A 15,694-nucleotide genomic window follows, 5' to 3' on the forward strand; every position below is an offset into this window, starting at 1 on the left:
AGTGCCGTAGCGCTGTCATTGCTTCCTTGTGCAAGGATGCATCTTGCGAACGATACCGACGATCGTTGCTACGGGCTGGCTGGCCGGAATGGCGGCGTGACCAGCGCTGTCGAGTGCGGGTACGCACACCTGCTGTGTGTTTTGCGTCCCGCTTACTGCGGTTGGATGAACTGGTTAAACCGGTTTGAGGATGGGTAAACCCTGATTTTCTCCGATGTTGCCCGGCGCTAGTGTGCGGGCAGGGCGCCCGTTCGGGTCGTCATCGTTTCCGGAGTTTGCGCATGAACCGAACCCTTTTGAGCGCCGTGTTGCTGCTGCTGCCGGTGGCCGCGCTGGCAATCGACACCTCGGCGCCGGTCGAGCTGCAGGCCGAGCAGGCCAGGGCCCGTGATGCACGTGCCCGCGCCGTGGCTGCATCTGCTGCGTCCTCCGCGGTGGCCGCGCCCAAACCGGCAACTGTCGCCGCACCGGTGGCGCCGGTTGTCGCCACGCCGGTTCCGGTGGTGTTGCCGGCCGAACCGTTGCGTCCCGCAGCCCCCTCCGTGGCACAACCGATTGCCGGAACGGCGCAGGCCAGCGCGCCGGCTGCCGCAGCCGGTACACCGACGGCCGCCAAGGGCAGCAGCTGGACCGACCGGATCACCGGCAAGGTGCAGATCGAGGATTGGGCCAGTTCGGACCTGCCGCTGCAGGGCGGTGCGATCAACGCGGTGATTGACGCCAAGGCTGCCGCTGGCGAAGACTAGCCGGATTCCGACTTTCGCCGGCAGACCGCCGGCCTGCCCACCATGCGACTGCTGCTGGCCGAAGACGACGACATGATCGGCCGTCACCTTGAAGCCGGATTGCGCGACGCCGGTTTCAGCGTCGACCGCGCCACCGACGGCGTGGCGGCCGATCTGGCTTTGCAGCAGCAGGAGTACGGGCTGGTGCTGCTCGATCTGGGCCTGCCGCGCGCCGACGGCCTGACCGTGCTGCGCCAGTTGCGCCAGCGCGGCAGTGCCACGCCGGTGCTGATCCTGACCGCGCGTGACGCCGTGTCCGACCGTATCGCCGGGCTGGATGCCGGGGCCGACGACTATCTCGTCAAACCCTTCGATTTCGACGAGCTGCTGGCGCGCATCCGCGCGGTGCAGCGCCGTCACGCCGGCCGTGCCAGTCCGCTGTTCGAGCACGGTGCGCTCCGGCTCGATCTGGCCAGCCATCAGGTCTGGCTGGGCGAGCGCGAGGTGCCGCTGTCGGCACGCGAATACGCGCTGCTGTTCGAGCTGCTGCAGAAACCCGGCACGCCGCTGTCGCGGGCACGGCTGGAAAACCGGCTGTACGGCTGGGACGAGGAAGTCGCCAGCAACGCGGTTGAAGTGCATATCCATGCGTTGCGGCGCAAGCTCGGTGCGGCGTGGATACTCAATCTGCGCGGCGTCGGCTACTACGTGCCCAAACAGCCGCCGGAGGCCGCATGAGCTCGCTGCGTCGGCAACTGATGCTGATGCTGCTCGGCGGCATGGCGCTGGTCATCGCCGTCGCTGCTGCGCTGGCCTTCCACCGTACCCGCAACGAAGCCAACGAGCTGTTCGACTACCAGCTGCGCCAGCTGGCGCTGTCGGTGGTCAACCAGACCTTCATCCCCGGCCGCTCGTCGCTGCGAACCACGGCCGGCTTCGATTTCGTTATCCAGGTCTGGGACCCGGACGGCGTGCAGCTTTACTACTCGCACCCGCACCGCGTGCTGCCGGCGCAGGTCCAGCTCGGCTACGCCATCGCGGCGACCAGCGAGGGCGACTGGCGCACCTATGCCGTCGCCGTGCCGGGCAAGGTGATCCAGATCGCCCAGCCGATGCAGACGCGCAACCGGCTTGCACTGAATACCGCCTGGCGCACCACGGTGCCGCTGCTGATCGCCTTGCCGCTGCTGCTGCTCGGTGCCTGGTGGGTGATCGGCCGGGCGCTGCGGCCGCTGGAAGCGTTGCGCCGCGAAGTGGCCGCGCGTACGCCGGATGCGCTGGCGCCGCTGCCGGCGAATCTGGCGCCCGACGAAGTCCAGCCGCTGATCGACGAAACCAACCGCCTGCTGTTGCGACTGGGCGATGCGCTGGCCGCGCAACGCGCCTTCACCGCTAACGCCGCGCACGAACTGCGCACGCCGCTGGCGGCGCTGCAGCTGCAGCTCGCCAGTCTGGAGCGCGCACCGGACGATGCCGGCCGTGCCGCGGCGATTGCCGAACTCAAGGCCGGCCTCGCCCGTGCCGGCCACATGCTGAACCAGTTGCTGACGTTGGCGCGCAACGAAACCGCATCCGAACACACGGTGCTGGTGCTGGCGCCCGTCGTGACGGCCGTGCTCGCCGAACAGGCGCCGCTGGCCATCGCCGCCGGGCTTGATCTGGGCGCCACTGACATCGATCCCGAGCTGCAGGTACTTGGCGATGCGGATGCACTGCGCTCGCTGGTCGCCAACCTCGTCGGCAACGCCATCCGCTACACCCCGAGCGGTGGCCGGATCGACGTTGCACTGCGCCGCATCGACGCGGACGGCGAGGGCCGCGCGCAACTCACCGTCGCCGACAGCGGCCCCGGCATCCCCGAAGCCGAGCGTGAACAGGTGTTTCAGCGCTTCTACCGCCGCCCGGGTAGCGCCGGCGCGGGCAGCGGCCTCGGGCTGGCGATCGTTCGCGCCGTGGCCGAAGCGCACCGGGCAAAAGTCTCGCTGCGCGCGTCGCCGCTGGGCGGGTTGCTGGTGACCGTAGTGCTGCCGCAAGCCCCGCATGGAGCCACACAGCGCTCACCCATCCAGTAAAGGTTGTTTTGCTGTCGCAAAATCAATGAAAAATTGACTGGCCATGAATGAATTGGCAAAAAGGGCTGCCCCTCGCGCTACGATTCTGCATCGCACACAGGCTGCCAGTACTTGGCGGGTGAATGAAGTCAGCGTGTAAGCATGGTGCGTCTGGCTTTTTATTGGACAAGCCGGAAGAGGTGGGTGTGCGCTGGTAGCTGATTGATTTTATTTGTTTTTTTGTGGTTGCTTGGCTTTTTCAATCAATTTTTGGCGTTTGTCGCCGATGTTATAACGACAGATGTCGCGATATTTTTTTATGCGCCATGGTGCATACACCACGTTAGATGGCTTTAGCATGAGCAGGGCTCCGATGCGTCACCAACTCATAGAACAATTTGTAAATGAAATAATTCGTATGCTTCAACTTCACGAGTTTTTTCAAGAGAGTCCCCAGTATTTTCACTGGAAAATTATCGAAAACACCGCACTACTTCATGATCTTCAAGCGGCTGCCGCAGCAACTTGCATCGACAACACCCCTACAATGATTCTCGCGAATGATTGGGATTTGGAGTGTGACTCATATGCGATTGCCCACGAGACAATTCATTTAGCTCAAATCCTGAAAGGTGACCTAGTGCCAATACCGCATGACGGTGCAAATGTTATGTGGAAAGGAAAGAAATTTCGCATCCTGAATGGCGATGCAGAAGACTATTACTCAGCCCAACCTTGGGAAGGCGAAGCCAGGGAATTTCTGAATAAATTGGGCGCCATCTAACACTTCAGTCAAACGGGACCGGCTAAACCCGGCCCGTTACTTCAAACGTTAGGCATTTCAAGGTTGTCGCATGGAAACAATTTACACGCTGACCGAAAATCATGTAACCCAACTCCATGAACTCTATCAACAGGAGTCGTGGACACAGGGGCGCTCACTGGAGGATACAAAGAAAGTAGTCAATGGATCTCAAATTTGTATTGGCCTTATAAATGAAGCAAATGACCTCGTAGGTTTTGCTCGCGTTATTACCGACTACACATTTAAGGCAATGATTCTTGATGTCATCGTGCGCAATCAAGAAAGAGGAAAAGGCCTCGGAGGCAAACTCCTCTCAACAATCAAAGAGCACAGCCAATTGGTTGCTGTAAAGCACATTGAGTTGTACTGTCGGCCAGAGCTATTAGGCTTTTATTCTAGACATGGCTTTTCGACAGCTATTCCAATGCAGCTGATGAGGGTGAGCAATGCCTAACACTTCCATCAACCGGGACCGGCTAACGCCGGCCCGTTATGTCAAACGTTAGGCACCAGCGCCATGGATACATCATGCGACGAAGGTCTTGTCATAATGCCAATGCCACCGCTTTGTTTAATTCTCCTTCACTTGGAGCGAAACAAAGGGGGGCCTTTAACTGAAGCTGAAGTTCTGGCTGTCCGTGGCTCCGCTGTGTGCATGACGGCGCCACGCTCCGTTCAACAATCCATGGAAGAGTCACGCGGCTATCGCGACCTGGATTTGGAAAATGTGTGGAATGATTGGCTGAGGTTCAAAGCTTGGATGGCAGAATCAAATGCCTAACACTTCAGTCAATCGGGACCGGCTAACGCCCGCCAGTCAATTTCAACGTTAGGACCTCATGGCTCCGAAGATTTTCGCCTTACTGGCATTCTCAATTGCAGCAACTACGGTTGTTGCTTCTTGCAATTCACCTGAGTCGCTATTAGAATCAAAATCCTGTTTGCTAGGCGAATATGAAAAACTTGAAGCCAGGCTTAATTATAAATATCAAGAAATATTGAAATCGCTAGGCAAGTCAGCGGATGGCTACTATGATACAGCAGAAATACGAAAGGCCGTCATCTCTGCCCAGAAAACATGGCTACTATTTCGTGAAAAAAACTGTAACATTTACGTTGTGCTAAACAAAAATGGCAACAATGGTAGCCAAGAGGAATTGCAATGCAAAATAGAGATCACGAAACTCCGCATTCAAGATTTGGACAATTTCAATTTGGACGCAAGGTCCTAACACTTCAGTCAACCAGAACCGGCTAACGCCGGCCCGTTACTTCAAACCTTAGGCAATTGGAGTCACTATGTCCGTATGTCCAAAATGCGATAGAACGCTGAATGCTGATGAGTTTTATGCCGGCTCAACAAAGATCTGTAAGGGTTGCATGACTTGGCAGAACCTGAGCTACAACGCAAAAAAAGAAGGGCATGCTGTCGGTTTCACGAAACCAACCTTCCTAACGTGGTACGGCCTCTCAGCTAACAGAGCGTGTAGTTACTGCGATATTTCCGAAGCAGCTTTTACTGGCTTAGGGCGTAAAAACCCACGCGGATATCACGTGCAATGTCTGGGAGTGGACCGCTCGGACTCATCAAAGGGATACACACCTCAGAATGCGAGATTTGCCTGCTTTGTATGTAATCGCATCAAATCAAACATATTTACTCCAGATGAAATGGAATTGTTGGGCTCTGGAATATCCGATGTCTGGAAATCCAGGGGTATTGCCTAACCATTCCGTCGAGAGGGACCGCCCACAAGCTACGTTTGTGGGTTCCCTTCGCAGCTTCGCCGCTACGGCGGCAGCTCACGTCAAACGTTAGGCGGCGTTACGGCGCGTAGATCTGCGCTAGCTGGGAAGAACGATTTCAAATGAATCATTATGACATTCTCGGGCTATCGACAGGGCTACTGGTCTTATGCATTTACCTGGCGCCAATCATCTGGGTAGCGATGTCGGACCGTTCCCATGGCGGCGCAAAGTTTGGTTGGTTTCTCGTAACACTTTTCTTCTCATGGCTAGGGCTTGCTGTATTTCTCATCCTCACGCAAGCCTCAAAGGACCGTCGCAGCTAGGCCAAAATATATGCGAGAGTGGGGGCAGAATGGCATTCTGCAGCATCGGCTCTAGGCCGCGCCTAACACTTCATTTAAATGGGGGCGGCTAACGCCGGCTCCTTAATTCAAACGTTAGGCAGAGCATGACGACTCAGCTGATTTACATGGCTGTTATTATCGTCACTGCAATTTTGCTTTTTCGCATTGATTTTTTTGTGCTGACCGATTTTTTAATAAAACGGAAGAAGATGAGGAGCTCTCCGGAATCGGTTTTCGCTTGGTAAAGCAATGCTTGAAATGTGTTCGTTAATTATTTCAATATGTATTGTTGTCTGTCTGCTCGTGCGTTATTTGTAGATGATGGATGGATGGCAATTCGGTTGGTTTGCCAAGGTTAGTGCTAAAATGGACCGCTGGAAAGTTGTTTTTTCGTCTTACTATTCGCTCGGGTATTACCTGGCGTTGGAGGTTGATCGTTAACCGTTGATGCCGGATTTTTGATCGATGCTGCTTAATTGCAGGCTACTGGAGGTACATGTTGGCCATGTCGAACCTAAATGAAGATTTGCCACCATCCGAATTCATCGACCGAAAAATCGGCGAACTCGGCGACTGGCGCGGTGAAACTTTGGGCAGGCTGCGCGACCTGATCAAGGCGGCGCTGCCGGATGTGCTCGAAGAGGTGAAATGGATGGGCACGCCGGTGTGGTCGCACGGCGGGATCATCTGCACCGGCGAGACCTACAAGGCCAAGGTGAAGCTGACCTTCCTCAAGGGCGCGTTGCTCGATGATCCGGCCGGGCTGTTCAATGCAAGCCTCGATGGCAACGCCCGGCGGGCGATCGACCTCCAGAAAGGGGAGGAGATCGACGCGGAGGCGTTTACCGCACTGATCCGCGCCGCAGCGGTACTGAATGCGGCCGGCGCAAAGGCAAAGAAGGCGAAATAGACTGTCCGTACGATCCGTCCGAATCATTTCGACACCTTCAATACAAACGGAAAACACCATGTGGGACGAGCGCTACAGCACCGATGATTATGCCTACGGCACCGCGCCGAACACCTTCTTGGCTGATAACGTCGGTGCGCTACCCAAGGGCCGGGTACTGAGCCTGGCCGAAGGCGAGGGACGCAATGCGGTGTTTCTGGCAACGCAGGGTTATGTCGTCACTGCCGTCGATGCGTCGAGGGTGGGACTGGAGAAGGCGGGCCGACTGGCGTCGGCGAACGGGGTGGACATGGAGCGGGTACACGCTGATCTGGCCGCCTTCGAATTGGGTGACACGTACTGGGACGGCATCGTGTCGATCTTCTGCCCGCTGCCTTCGCAGCTGCGCAAGGCGCTGCATCGCAAGGTGGTCGGAGCGCTGAAGCCGGGTGGCGTGCTCCTGCTCGAGGCGTACACGCCGGCACAGCTGCAGCACGGCACCGGTGGCGGCAGTTCGGCCGATACGATGGTGACGGCGGCGATGCTGCGGGACGAACTGGCCGGGCTGGATTTCCGCATCCTGCGCGAACTGGAACGCGAGGTGATCGAAGGGCGATACCACACCGGGCTGGGTGCGGTGGTGCAGGCGATTGCCGTCAAACCGGTCTGAGCACGCCGGCGCGGGGCGAGCGGAAGTCGTGCCCTTAAGTTTTCTTTAAGTCATGCTGCTTTACGGTGACGCTACCCAATAGCAATACCGGAGCGAGCATGATGACAACCCATACCTCCCAAGCAAAAACCTGGTGGCCGAAACTGACAGCGCTGGTCGTCGCGGCAGCGCTGGGCGGGGCGGTCGGGGCCATCGGCAGCCGTGCGCTGCCACTGGCCGATGCGGCCCCGGCGCCGGTGGTCGCGGCTCAGTCGGCGCCGCTGTCGGCACCGGCCGCTGTGGGCCTGCCCAGCTTCAACGATATCGTCACCCGTTACGGGCCGGCGGTGGTCAACATCAGCACCACCGGCATGACCAAAACCGCCGACGAGCAGCAGGGGCCGCAGCTGGACCCGAATGATCCGTTCTACGAATTCTTCCGACGCTTCGGCGTGCCGATGCAGCCACAGCGCCCGCAGGTCACGCGCGGCCTCGGTTCCGGTTTCATCGTCGGTGCGGACGGGCTGATCCTGACCAATGCGCACGTCGTCGACGGCGCCAGCGAAGTCACGGTCAAGCTGACCGACAAGCGCGAATTCAAGGCCAAGGTGATCGGCGTCGACAAGCCGACCGATGTGGCGGTACTGCGCATCGACGCCAAAAACCTGCCGACGGTGAAGCTGGGTGATCCGGCCGCCTCGCGCGTCGGTGACTGGGTACTGGCGATCGGCTCGCCGTACGGCTTCGAGAATTCGGTGACCGCCGGCATCGTCTCGGCCAAGTCGCGCAGCCTGCCGGACGAGAGCTACGTGCCGTTCATCCAGACCGACGTGGCGATCAATCCGGGCAATTCGGGCGGGCCATTGTTCAACGCCGCCGGCGAGGTGATCGCGATCAACTCGCAGATCTACAGCCGTTCGGGCGGTTTTCAGGGTCTGTCGTTCTCGATCCCGATCGATGTGGTCAAGCAAGTCGAGCAGCAGATACTGACCCACGGCAAGGTCGTGCGTGGCCAGCTCGGCGTGATGGTGCAGAACGTCGATCAGTCGCTGGCCGATTCGTTCGGGCTCAAGTCGCCGAACGGTGCGCTGATCAGCGGCGTCAATCCGGGTGGTTCGGGTGCGAAGGCCGGACTGAAGCCGGGCGATATCGTGCTCAAGTTCGGCGATACGCCGATCGCCGCATCGGGCGACCTGCCGCCGCTGGTGGCGAACGTGAAGCCGGGCGAGACGGTGCCGATGACGATCTGGCGTGACGGCAAGGAAAAGGTCCTGCCGGTGAAGATCGACGCGGTCAAGGATGCCAAGGTGGCACAGGCGCCGCAGGATCAGGGGCAGGCCAAGCTCGGTCTGGCAGTCCGTCCGCTGACGGCGCAGGAAAAAACCGAAAGCGGCATCGGCAGCGGGCTGGTCGTCGGTCAGGCCAGCGGCCCGGCCGCCAAGGCCGGTATCCAGCCCGGTGATGTGGTGCTGGCGCTGAACGGCACACCGGTGAATTCGGTCGAGCAGTTGCGCAGCCTGGCCGCCAAGGCGGGCAAGCATGTTGCACTGCTGGTACAGCGCGACGACGCACAGATTTTCGTGCCGCTGGATCTGGGGTAAAAGGGTAGCAGGCTGGACCGGTTGAGGGACCGGTCCGGTCTCTTGCGTTGTTATCAAAACGGGCTGCATTGCAGCCCGTTTTGTCGTCTAAAGCGCCAGCGCGACCTTCATGCCTTCCTCGATCGCCCGCTTGGCGTCGAGTTCGCCGGCCTTCTCTGCGCCGCCGATGCGAAAGGCGCTGACGCCGCGAGCGAGCAGTTCGTCGTACAGCGCATTCACCGACTCCTGCCCGGCGCAGATCACCACCTGATCGGCCGGTAGCGTTTCCTCCTTGCCGCCGTGGCGGATCGTCAGACCGGTGTCGTCGATCCGTACGTATTCGACTTCGCCGAGCAGGTGGACACCACGGTGCTGCAGTTCCAGCCGGTGTACCCAGCCGGTGGTCTTGCCGGGGCCACTGCCCGGACGGCCTTTGCGGCGCTGCATCAGCCAGATTTCGCGCGGCGATGGCGTAGCATGCGGCGGCGTCAGACCGCCGGCCTGCGTCAGCGTCGCGTCGATACCCCAGTCCTTGCGGTAGTCGCCGATCCCGTCGCCGTGATGATCGGTTTCGGAGAGGAAGACCGCCGTGTCGACGCCAATGCCGCCGGCGCCGACGATGGCAACACGGCCTTGCGGTGCGACCTTGCCCGACAGCAGATCCGGATACGCGACGGCCTTCGGGTGATTGACGCCGGCGATCTCGGGGATGCGCGGTTTGACGCCGGTGGCGACGATCACGTGGTCGAAATGGCCGGCCAGATCGGCAGCGGTGACCGGCGAATTCAGCCGGATCGCCACCCTGGCGAGTTCGAGCTGGCGGTTGAAATAGCGCAGCGTTTCGCGGAACTCTTCCTTGCCCGGCACATGGCTGGCGAGACGGAACTGGCCGCCGATGGCGTCCGACGCTTCGAACAGCGTCACCGCATGGCCGCACTGGGCTGCGGTCAGCGCCGCCGACAGGCCGGCCGGGCCGGCGCCGACGACGGCGACGCGCTGTTTCGCAGCGGCGGGCTTGAGCACGAACACGGTCTCGCGACCGGCGCGCGGGTTGACGAGGCAACTGGCCGGCTTGCCTTCGAACGCGTGGTCGAGGCAAGCCTGGTTACAGGCGATACAGGTATTGATTTCGTCGGCGGCGTTGCGCGCGGCCTTGGCGACGAAGTCGGCGTCGGCGAGCATCGGTCGCGCCAGCGAGACCATGTCGGCGCCGCTGTCGAGCACCGCTTCGGCGACCTCGGGTGTATTGATGCGGTTGACTGCGACCAGCGGTACGTTCACGTGCGGCTTCAGCGCGGCGGTCACCCAGCCGAAACCACCGCGTGGCACCGCCTGGGCGATGGTCGGTACGCGCGCTTCGTGCCAGCCGATGCCGGTGTTGATCAGCGTCACGCCGGCCGCTTCGAGCGCCTTGGCAAGCCGGACGGCTTCGTCGAAGGTGCCGCCCTGCGGCACCAGATCGAGCAGGGACAGCCGGAATATGACGATGAAATCATCGCCGACGGCGGCGCGGACCGCCTTGGTGACCTCGACCGCAAGGCGCATCCGGTTTTCGAACGTGCCGCCCCAGTCATCATCGCGGTGGTTGACGCGTTCGACGAGGAACTGGTTGATCAGATAACCCTCGCTGCCCATGATCTCGACGCCGTCGTAGCCGGCCTCGCGCGCCAGCCTCGCGGTGTTGGCGAAGTCGGCGATGGTCTGCAGGATGTCGTCGTGGCTCAGTTCGCGTGGCGTGTACGGCGAGATCGGCGAGGCGATGGCCGAGGCACTGACCGCGTCCGGGTGATAGGCGTAGCGGCCCGCGTGGAGGATCTGCAGCGCGATCTTTCCGCCGGCCGCGTGCACCGCTTGGGTCACCGGCAGGTGGCGGGCGACGTCGTCTGCGCTGGCGAGCATCGCTGCGTCCGGGTAAATGCGACCTGCCGGATTCGGTGCAATGCCGCCGGTGACGATCAGCGCGACACCGCCACGGGCGCGTTCGGCGTAGAACGCAGCCAGCCGCTCGGGGCCGTCCGGCGCTTCTTCGAGCCCGGTATGCATCGAGCCCATCAGCACGCGGTTCTTCAGCGTGGTGAAGCCCAGATCGAGCGGGGCGAGCAGGTGGGGGTAGGCGGTCATGTCGGCTCCGGTAGGGCGGCAGAAACTGTTTCAAAAGACTGTTTGAATTTTGAGCCTAGCGCCGGGGTGCGGCAAGCGGTAGTCGGGGTTTGCCCTTGGGCAGGGTTTTCAAACGGCACGGCGCCGGGCGCCGGACCGGCGGCCATGAACCGGCCGGCACGGGGCACGCAGGCGCTCTAAGCTGGACCAAGTCCCCGTCATGGAGTCGCCCATGTCCCGCCTGCTTGCCATCCTGATGTTCGTCGCCGCAACCGCCCATGCCGATCCGTTGCCATCGTGGCAGGAGGGCGCCAGCAAGACGGCGATCACCGGTTTCGTTGCGCGTATCAGCAAGGAAAAAACGCCCGACTACCTGCCGCCCGAGGCGCGCGTTGCGGTGTTCGATGTCGACGAGCCGCTACTGTATGCCAGCAGCGCCGAACTGGCGTTTGCCGTTGACGAGGTCAAACGGCTGGCGCCGCAGCGGCCGGAGTGGACCAAAACGGCGCCGTTCAGCACCGTACTGGCCGGCCAGCCGGTGAGAAGTGCTGCCGACGCGCAGGCGCTGATTGCCGCAACGCACGACGGCAGCGTCGACGCGCTGACGGCGCGGGTGCAGCACTGGCTGGCCGAGCCGGCCAATCGCAGCGCCGCGCAGGGCTATGCGCAGGTACGTGAACTGATGGCGTATCTGCGCACCAGTGGTTTCAGGGTCTGGATCGTGTCGAGTGGCGACAGCGGCTTCGTGCGCCCGTGGGCCGAGCGGGCCTACGGCGTGCCGCCGGAGCAGGTCGTCGCCAGTACGCTGAAGGCCAGGCTGGCCTTGCAGGGCGGCAGCGCAACCATCGTGCGCAGTCCTGCGTTCGAGACCGTCCTGACCGGTGCGGCCAAGCCGGTGGCGGTGGAACGCGTGATCGGCCGCCGGCCGGTACTGGCGTTCGGCGACAGCGATACCGACCTGCCACTGCTGCAATGGGTGTCGGCCGGCCGGACCCGTTTTGTCGCACTGCTGGACCGGGGTGACGGTGCCGAACAGGCGCAGGCTGCGGCATTGAATCTGGGCTGGCTGGTCGTCGACGCCGGGCGCGACTGGCGACAGGGAGCCGCCGCCACCGCAACTGCGACGGGGCAGCAGCAAGCCGCCAGTACGCAGGCCGAGCCGAGCGCACTGGTGCTTCACGCGCGTGACATGCTGCGTTAGGTATACTGGGGCGCGATTCGCTGGTTGATAGAGATTGCCTATCGGTTGCATCAACAATGCCGATTGGACAGCAACTCGCTGCAGCGACTATCTTTTACGCGATTTTTTCAAACCGATTCAGGAGAACTTCCATGGCCGTACTCGTTGGCAAAAACGCTCCGGACTTCAACGCCTCTGCCGTGCTCGGCAATGGCCAGATCGACGACAACTTCAACTTCAAGAAGGCCACCGAAGGCAAGTACGCCGTCGTGTTCTTCTACCCGCTGGACTTCACCTTCGTCTGCCCGTCCGAACTGATCGCCTTCGACAACCGTCTGGAAGAGTTCAAGAAGCGCAACGTCGAAGTGATCGGTGTGTCGATCGACAGCGCCTTCACCCACAGCGCATGGCGCAACACCCCGGTTGAAAAGGGCGGTATCGGCCAGGTCGGTTACACCCTCGTCGCCGACATCAAGCACGAAATCTGCCAGGCGTACGACGTCGAACTGGCTGGCGCCGGCGTTGCGTTGCGCGGTTCGTTCCTGATCGACAAGGCTGGCGTGGTTCAGCACCAGGTCGTCAACAACCTGCCGCTGGGTCGCGACATCGACGAAATGCTGCGCGTGATCGACGCCCTGCAGTTCACCGAAGAGCATGGCGAAGTCTGCCCGGCTGGCTGGAACAAGGGCAAGAAGGGCATGAAGGCTGACGCTGCCGGCGTCGCCAAGTATCTGGCTGAAGAAGCCGCAGCTCTGTAAATCGATCCATCAGGCGGGCTGCGCCTGCGCCTCTCGCGCCCGTCCGATGCTCGAAGTCCTCACGTACTCAATGTACGTTCCGGCTTCTGCGCTTCGGGCGTGCACGACCTGCTTTGGCTCGCCGGCCCGCTGGACCGATTCGGACAATAGGTGCATCAAGCATCAGCCTGCGCGAAGAGCGCCGCCCCCGGGCGGCGCTTTTTGCTTTCCGATCGGTCATAATTGCCGCTTTGCCGTCATCTGGTTTTTCGCATGTCGCAACACGTGATCGCCCCGCCGCAGGAAGGACAGAGCCCGCAAGCCTGGTACGACAGCCTCAAGGGGCAGGAGGGCTTCATCGCCGACGGCGCGCAGGCCGCGGCCATTGGCCGGCTCGATACGCTGTGGCACGAACTGGTCGAGTTCAAACGGAAGCGCGGGCGCTTTCTGGGCAAATCGCTGCTGCCGCAACCGGCACTGCCGCGCGGGCTGTGGTTCTGGGGCGGCGTCGGCCGTGGCAAGAGCTTCCTGATGGATGCGTTCTTCGCCAGCCTGCCGTACAAGCGCAAGAAGCGGCTGCATTTCCACCAGTTCATGCAGGAAGTCCATGCCGAACTGAAAAAACAGGCCGGCACCGATGACCCGATGGCCGGCGTGGCCGCCAAATGGGCCAAAGCGGTGCGGGTGCTGTGCTTCGACGAGTTCCACGTCTCGGACATCGCCGATGCGATGATCCTCGGCCGGCTGATGGAAGGGCTGTTCGCACGCGGCGTGGTGCTGATCGCGACCAGCAATTACGCGCCGGACGGGCTGTATCCGAACGGCCTGCAGCGCGCGAACTTTCTGCCGACGATCGCGCTGCTCAAAGACAAGCTCGACGTGCTCAATATCGACTCGGGCAACGATTACCGGATGCGTACGCTGTCGAAAGCACGCACCTATCTGAGCCCGGTGACCGCCGGGACCGATGCCGAACTCACCGCGCTCTTCGATGCCGTTGCGGTCGGTGCGCCACTGTCGAAAACGCTGACGATCGAAGGCCGCAAGATCACCGCGCTGCGGCATGCCAACGGTGTGGTCTGGTTCGATTTTGCGGTGCTGTGCGGCGATGGCCGTGCGCAGGCCGACTACCTCGAACTGGCGCGGCGTTTCCACACGGTGATCGTTGCCAATATCCCGAAGCTGGGTCCGGCGACGTCGAACCAGGCGCGGCGGCTGACCTGGCTGGTCGACGTGCTTTACGACCATCGGGTCAAGCTGATCCTGTCGGCCGCGGTCGGCGTCGACGACCTGTATACCGAAGGCACGCAGGCGAGCGAGTTCTTCCGCACCGCCAGCCGGCTGACCGAAATGCAGTCGAAGGAATACCTCGCGCTGCCGCACCAGACCGTGCAGGAGCAGCTGGCAGGGATTTCCGAAACCTGAGCGGAGCGGGATCATGACCGAGACAATGCAAGCCGTATTGCCCGAGGCCTATCCGCGCCTCGTCTGGGGCGAGCTGCCACGGCCGGTGGCCGGGTCCGGACAGTTGCTGGTCCGCGTCCGCGCGGCCGGCATCAACCGGGCCGATCTGGTCCAGGCTGCCGGTCACTATCCGCCGCCACCCGGCGAATCGGCCGTGCTCGGACTGGAAATCGCCGGCGAGGTGGTGGCAACGGGCGAGGGCGTCAGCGGGTTTGCCGTTGGCGACGCCGTCTTCGGTCTGGTGCCGGGGGGCGCGTATGCCGGGTACTGCGTGCTCGATGCCGCACTGGCCATCGCAAAGCCTGCCGCGCTGGGCTGGGCCGAAGCGGCCGGCCTGCCCGAAGTCTGGATGACCGTCTGGCTCAATCTGGTCGAGCTGGGCGGGCTGCGTGCGGGGCAGCGCTTGCTGGTCCATGCCGGTGCCAGTGGTATCGGTGCCGCAGCGATCCAGCTCGGCAAGCGTCTCGGTGCGGAGGTGCTGGCCACGGTCGGCAGCCTTGAGAAGGCCGACTGGTGTACGTCGCTGGGTGCCGACCGGGTCATCCACTATCACGACGAGGATTTCGTCGACGTGGTGAAGGCGGCCGGCGGGGCCGACCTGATTCTCGAGACCGTCGGCGGCGATTACCTCGGCCGCGACCAGCAGTGCCTGAACCGGGACGGCAGCATCATCGTCATCGGCCTGCTGCGCGGCACGAAAGCCGAGCTCAACGTCGGCCTGCTGCTGGTCAAGCGCCAGCGCGTGCAGGGTTCGGCACTGCGCAGTCAGCCGCTCGACGCCAAGGCGAGAACGGCTGCGGCCGTTGCCGAGCACGTTGTGCCGGACATCGTCAGCGGTGCGCTCAAGCCGTCGCTCGACCGCGTGTTCGCTGCCAGCGATGCGCAGGCCGCGCACGATTACGTCGCGCAGAACCGCAACCTTGGCAAGGTGGTGCTGACCTTCGATTGAGGTCAGCCTCGGGTGTCGCCCGGCGGGTGGGCGGCAAACCAGTCGACGATGGCCGGCATGTGTTGCTCGAAGCCGCCCGGGAACGACAGGTTGAGCACACCGGCGCGCGCGCCGCTGCGGTTCTCGAAGTCGTGCTGCACGCCACCGGGCGCCAGCACGAAACTCCCCTTGGGCGCGTCGCGCCAGTCGTCGCCCAGCAGGAAGGACATCGTGCCTTCGATGACGAAGAACACGTCGTCTTCGTCATGGTGATGCGCACCCGGGCCGCGGGTATGCGGTTCGAGCCACCATTCGGAAATCGAATACCCGTTGGCCGTCTCGGCACGATCGGCCTTGAACACGGCACCGATGTGGCCCATTGCGTAACGGCGGCCTTCGCCGGGATTCAGGAAAATCGGTTTTCGCTCGTCCATCACCATTACCTGCGTCGGTTTGATGACACCCAGTATGGTGGTAGCGGACGATGCCCGGA

15 protein-coding genes are annotated in these 15,694 nt (G+C 62.0%); 13 read left to right on the forward strand and 2 right to left on the reverse strand.

Annotated elements, in window-relative coordinates; all coding sequences use genetic code 11:
• The first annotated feature begins 281 nt into the window (after nucleotides 1-281).
• The 9 genes from IE097_RS02685 to IE097_RS02725 all read left to right on the forward strand — a co-directional run bounded on the left by IE097_RS02685 (nucleotide 282) and on the right by IE097_RS02725 (nucleotide 8,813).
• Nucleotides 282-746, forward strand: coding sequence for a hypothetical protein (locus IE097_RS02685; protein ID WP_189458583.1), 465 nt, complete (start codon nucleotides 282-284; stop codon nucleotides 744-746).
• Between the two features lie 42 nt (nucleotides 747-788).
• Complete coding sequence (locus IE097_RS02690; protein ID WP_189458584.1) at nucleotides 789-1,463, forward strand: response regulator; 675 nt, start codon at nucleotides 789-791, stop codon at nucleotides 1,461-1,463.
• Nucleotides 1,460-2,797 (forward strand): ATP-binding protein, encoded by a 1,338-nt coding sequence (locus IE097_RS02695; RefSeq protein ID WP_189458585.1) that lies wholly within the window; start codon nucleotides 1,460-1,462, stop codon nucleotides 2,795-2,797. The genes IE097_RS02690 and IE097_RS02695 overlap by 4 nt, the downstream gene beginning before the upstream one ends.
• 352 nt (nucleotides 2,798-3,149) lie before the next feature.
• A complete protein-coding gene (locus IE097_RS02700; RefSeq protein ID WP_189458586.1) occupies nucleotides 3,150-3,560 on the forward strand; it encodes a hypothetical protein in 411 nt (136 codons plus the stop codon).
• A 70-nt stretch (nucleotides 3,561-3,630) separates the two neighbouring features.
• Entirely contained in the window at nucleotides 3,631-4,035 is a 405-nt protein-coding gene (locus IE097_RS02705; protein WP_189458587.1) for a GNAT family N-acetyltransferase, read from the forward strand.
• Between the two features lie 385 nt (nucleotides 4,036-4,420).
• Nucleotides 4,421-4,813, forward strand: a complete 393-nt coding sequence (locus IE097_RS02710) for a lysozyme inhibitor LprI family protein (RefSeq protein ID WP_189458588.1) — start codon at nucleotides 4,421-4,423, stop codon at nucleotides 4,811-4,813.
• Between the two features lie 1,357 nt (nucleotides 4,814-6,170).
• Entirely contained in the window at nucleotides 6,171-6,584 is a 414-nt protein-coding gene (locus tag IE097_RS02715) for a DUF1801 domain-containing protein (protein WP_229797386.1), read from the forward strand.
• 58 nt (nucleotides 6,585-6,642) lie between these two features.
• Complete coding sequence (locus IE097_RS02720; RefSeq protein ID WP_189458589.1) at nucleotides 6,643-7,233, forward strand: class I SAM-dependent methyltransferase; 591 nt, start codon at nucleotides 6,643-6,645, stop codon at nucleotides 7,231-7,233.
• Nucleotides 7,234-7,331: 98 nt separating this feature from the next.
• Nucleotides 7,332-8,813 carry a DegQ family serine endoprotease gene (locus IE097_RS02725; protein WP_229797387.1) on the forward strand — a complete coding sequence of 494 codons (1,482 nt, stop codon included), beginning with the start codon at nucleotides 7,332-7,334 and terminating at the stop codon, nucleotides 8,811-8,813.
• A gap of 87 nt (nucleotides 8,814-8,900) precedes the next feature.
• Here the strand turns inward: IE097_RS02725 and IE097_RS02730 are convergent, their stop codons facing one another.
• Nucleotides 8,901-10,913, reverse strand: a complete 2,013-nt coding sequence (locus IE097_RS02730; protein ID WP_189458590.1) for an oxidoreductase — start codon at nucleotides 10,911-10,913, stop codon at nucleotides 8,901-8,903.
• Between the two features lie 211 nt (nucleotides 10,914-11,124).
• Here IE097_RS02730 and IE097_RS02735 point away from each other — a divergent pair, with 211 nt between their 5' ends.
• The 4 genes from IE097_RS02735 (at nucleotide 11,125) to IE097_RS02750 (ending at nucleotide 15,222) form a co-directional block, all read left to right on the forward strand.
• Nucleotides 11,125-12,093, forward strand: a complete 969-nt coding sequence (locus tag IE097_RS02735; RefSeq protein WP_189458591.1) for an HAD family hydrolase — start codon at nucleotides 11,125-11,127, stop codon at nucleotides 12,091-12,093.
• 131 nt (nucleotides 12,094-12,224) lie between these two features.
• Nucleotides 12,225-12,830, forward strand: a complete 606-nt coding sequence (locus IE097_RS02740) for a peroxiredoxin (RefSeq protein WP_189458592.1) — start codon at nucleotides 12,225-12,227, stop codon at nucleotides 12,828-12,830.
• A 252-nt stretch (nucleotides 12,831-13,082) separates the two neighbouring features.
• Complete coding sequence (gene zapE, locus IE097_RS02745) at nucleotides 13,083-14,234, forward strand: cell division protein ZapE (protein ID WP_189458593.1); 1,152 nt, start codon at nucleotides 13,083-13,085, stop codon at nucleotides 14,232-14,234.
• 13 nt (nucleotides 14,235-14,247) lie between these two features.
• A complete protein-coding gene (locus tag IE097_RS02750) occupies nucleotides 14,248-15,222 on the forward strand; it encodes an NAD(P)H-quinone oxidoreductase (protein ID WP_229797388.1) in 975 nt (324 codons plus the stop codon).
• Between the two features lie 2 nt (nucleotides 15,223-15,224).
• Here IE097_RS02750 and IE097_RS02755 read toward each other — a convergent pair whose 3' ends face one another.
• Nucleotides 15,225-15,635: a cupin domain-containing protein gene (locus IE097_RS02755; RefSeq protein WP_229797389.1), complete on the reverse strand. Its 411-nt coding sequence runs from the start codon at nucleotides 15,633-15,635 to the stop codon at nucleotides 15,225-15,227.
• Between the last annotated feature and the right edge of the window lie 59 nt (nucleotides 15,636-15,694).

This window comes from Jeongeupia chitinilytica (genome assembly GCF_014652315.1).
Classification (GTDB): Bacteria; Pseudomonadota; Gammaproteobacteria; order Burkholderiales; family Chitinibacteraceae; genus Jeongeupia; species Jeongeupia chitinilytica.

Coding starts and splice junctions, on each gene's coding strand:
- IE097_RS02735 (WP_189458591.1), top strand. CDS start 11,125: ATGTCCCGCCTGCTTGCCATCCTGATGTTCGTCGCCGCAACCGCCCAT.
- IE097_RS02700 (WP_189458586.1), top strand. CDS start 3,150: ATGCGTCACCAACTCATAGAACAATTTGTAAATGAAATAATTCGTATG.
- IE097_RS02750 (WP_229797388.1), top strand. CDS start 14,248: ATGACCGAGACAATGCAAGCCGTATTGCCCGAGGCCTATCCGCGCCTC.
- IE097_RS02725 (WP_229797387.1), top strand. CDS start 7,332: ATGATGACAACCCATACCTCCCAAGCAAAAACCTGGTGGCCGAAACTG.
- IE097_RS02695 (WP_189458585.1), top strand. CDS start 1,460: ATGAGCTCGCTGCGTCGGCAACTGATGCTGATGCTGCTCGGCGGCATG.
- IE097_RS02685 (WP_189458583.1), top strand. CDS start 282: ATGAACCGAACCCTTTTGAGCGCCGTGTTGCTGCTGCTGCCGGTGGCC.
- IE097_RS02720 (WP_189458589.1), top strand. CDS start 6,643: ATGTGGGACGAGCGCTACAGCACCGATGATTATGCCTACGGCACCGCG.
- zapE (WP_189458593.1), top strand. CDS start 13,083: ATGTCGCAACACGTGATCGCCCCGCCGCAGGAAGGACAGAGCCCGCAA.
- IE097_RS02730 (WP_189458590.1), bottom strand. CDS start 10,913: ATGACCGCCTACCCCCACCTGCTCGCCCCGCTCGATCTGGGCTTCACC.
- IE097_RS02755 (WP_229797389.1), bottom strand. CDS start 15,635: ATGGACGAGCGAAAACCGATTTTCCTGAATCCCGGCGAAGGCCGCCGT.
- IE097_RS02710 (WP_189458588.1), top strand. CDS start 4,421: ATGGCTCCGAAGATTTTCGCCTTACTGGCATTCTCAATTGCAGCAACT.
- IE097_RS02705 (WP_189458587.1), top strand. CDS start 3,631: ATGGAAACAATTTACACGCTGACCGAAAATCATGTAACCCAACTCCAT.
- IE097_RS02740 (WP_189458592.1), top strand. CDS start 12,225: ATGGCCGTACTCGTTGGCAAAAACGCTCCGGACTTCAACGCCTCTGCC.
- IE097_RS02690 (WP_189458584.1), top strand. CDS start 789: ATGCGACTGCTGCTGGCCGAAGACGACGACATGATCGGCCGTCACCTT.
- IE097_RS02715 (WP_229797386.1), top strand. CDS start 6,171: ATGTTGGCCATGTCGAACCTAAATGAAGATTTGCCACCATCCGAATTC.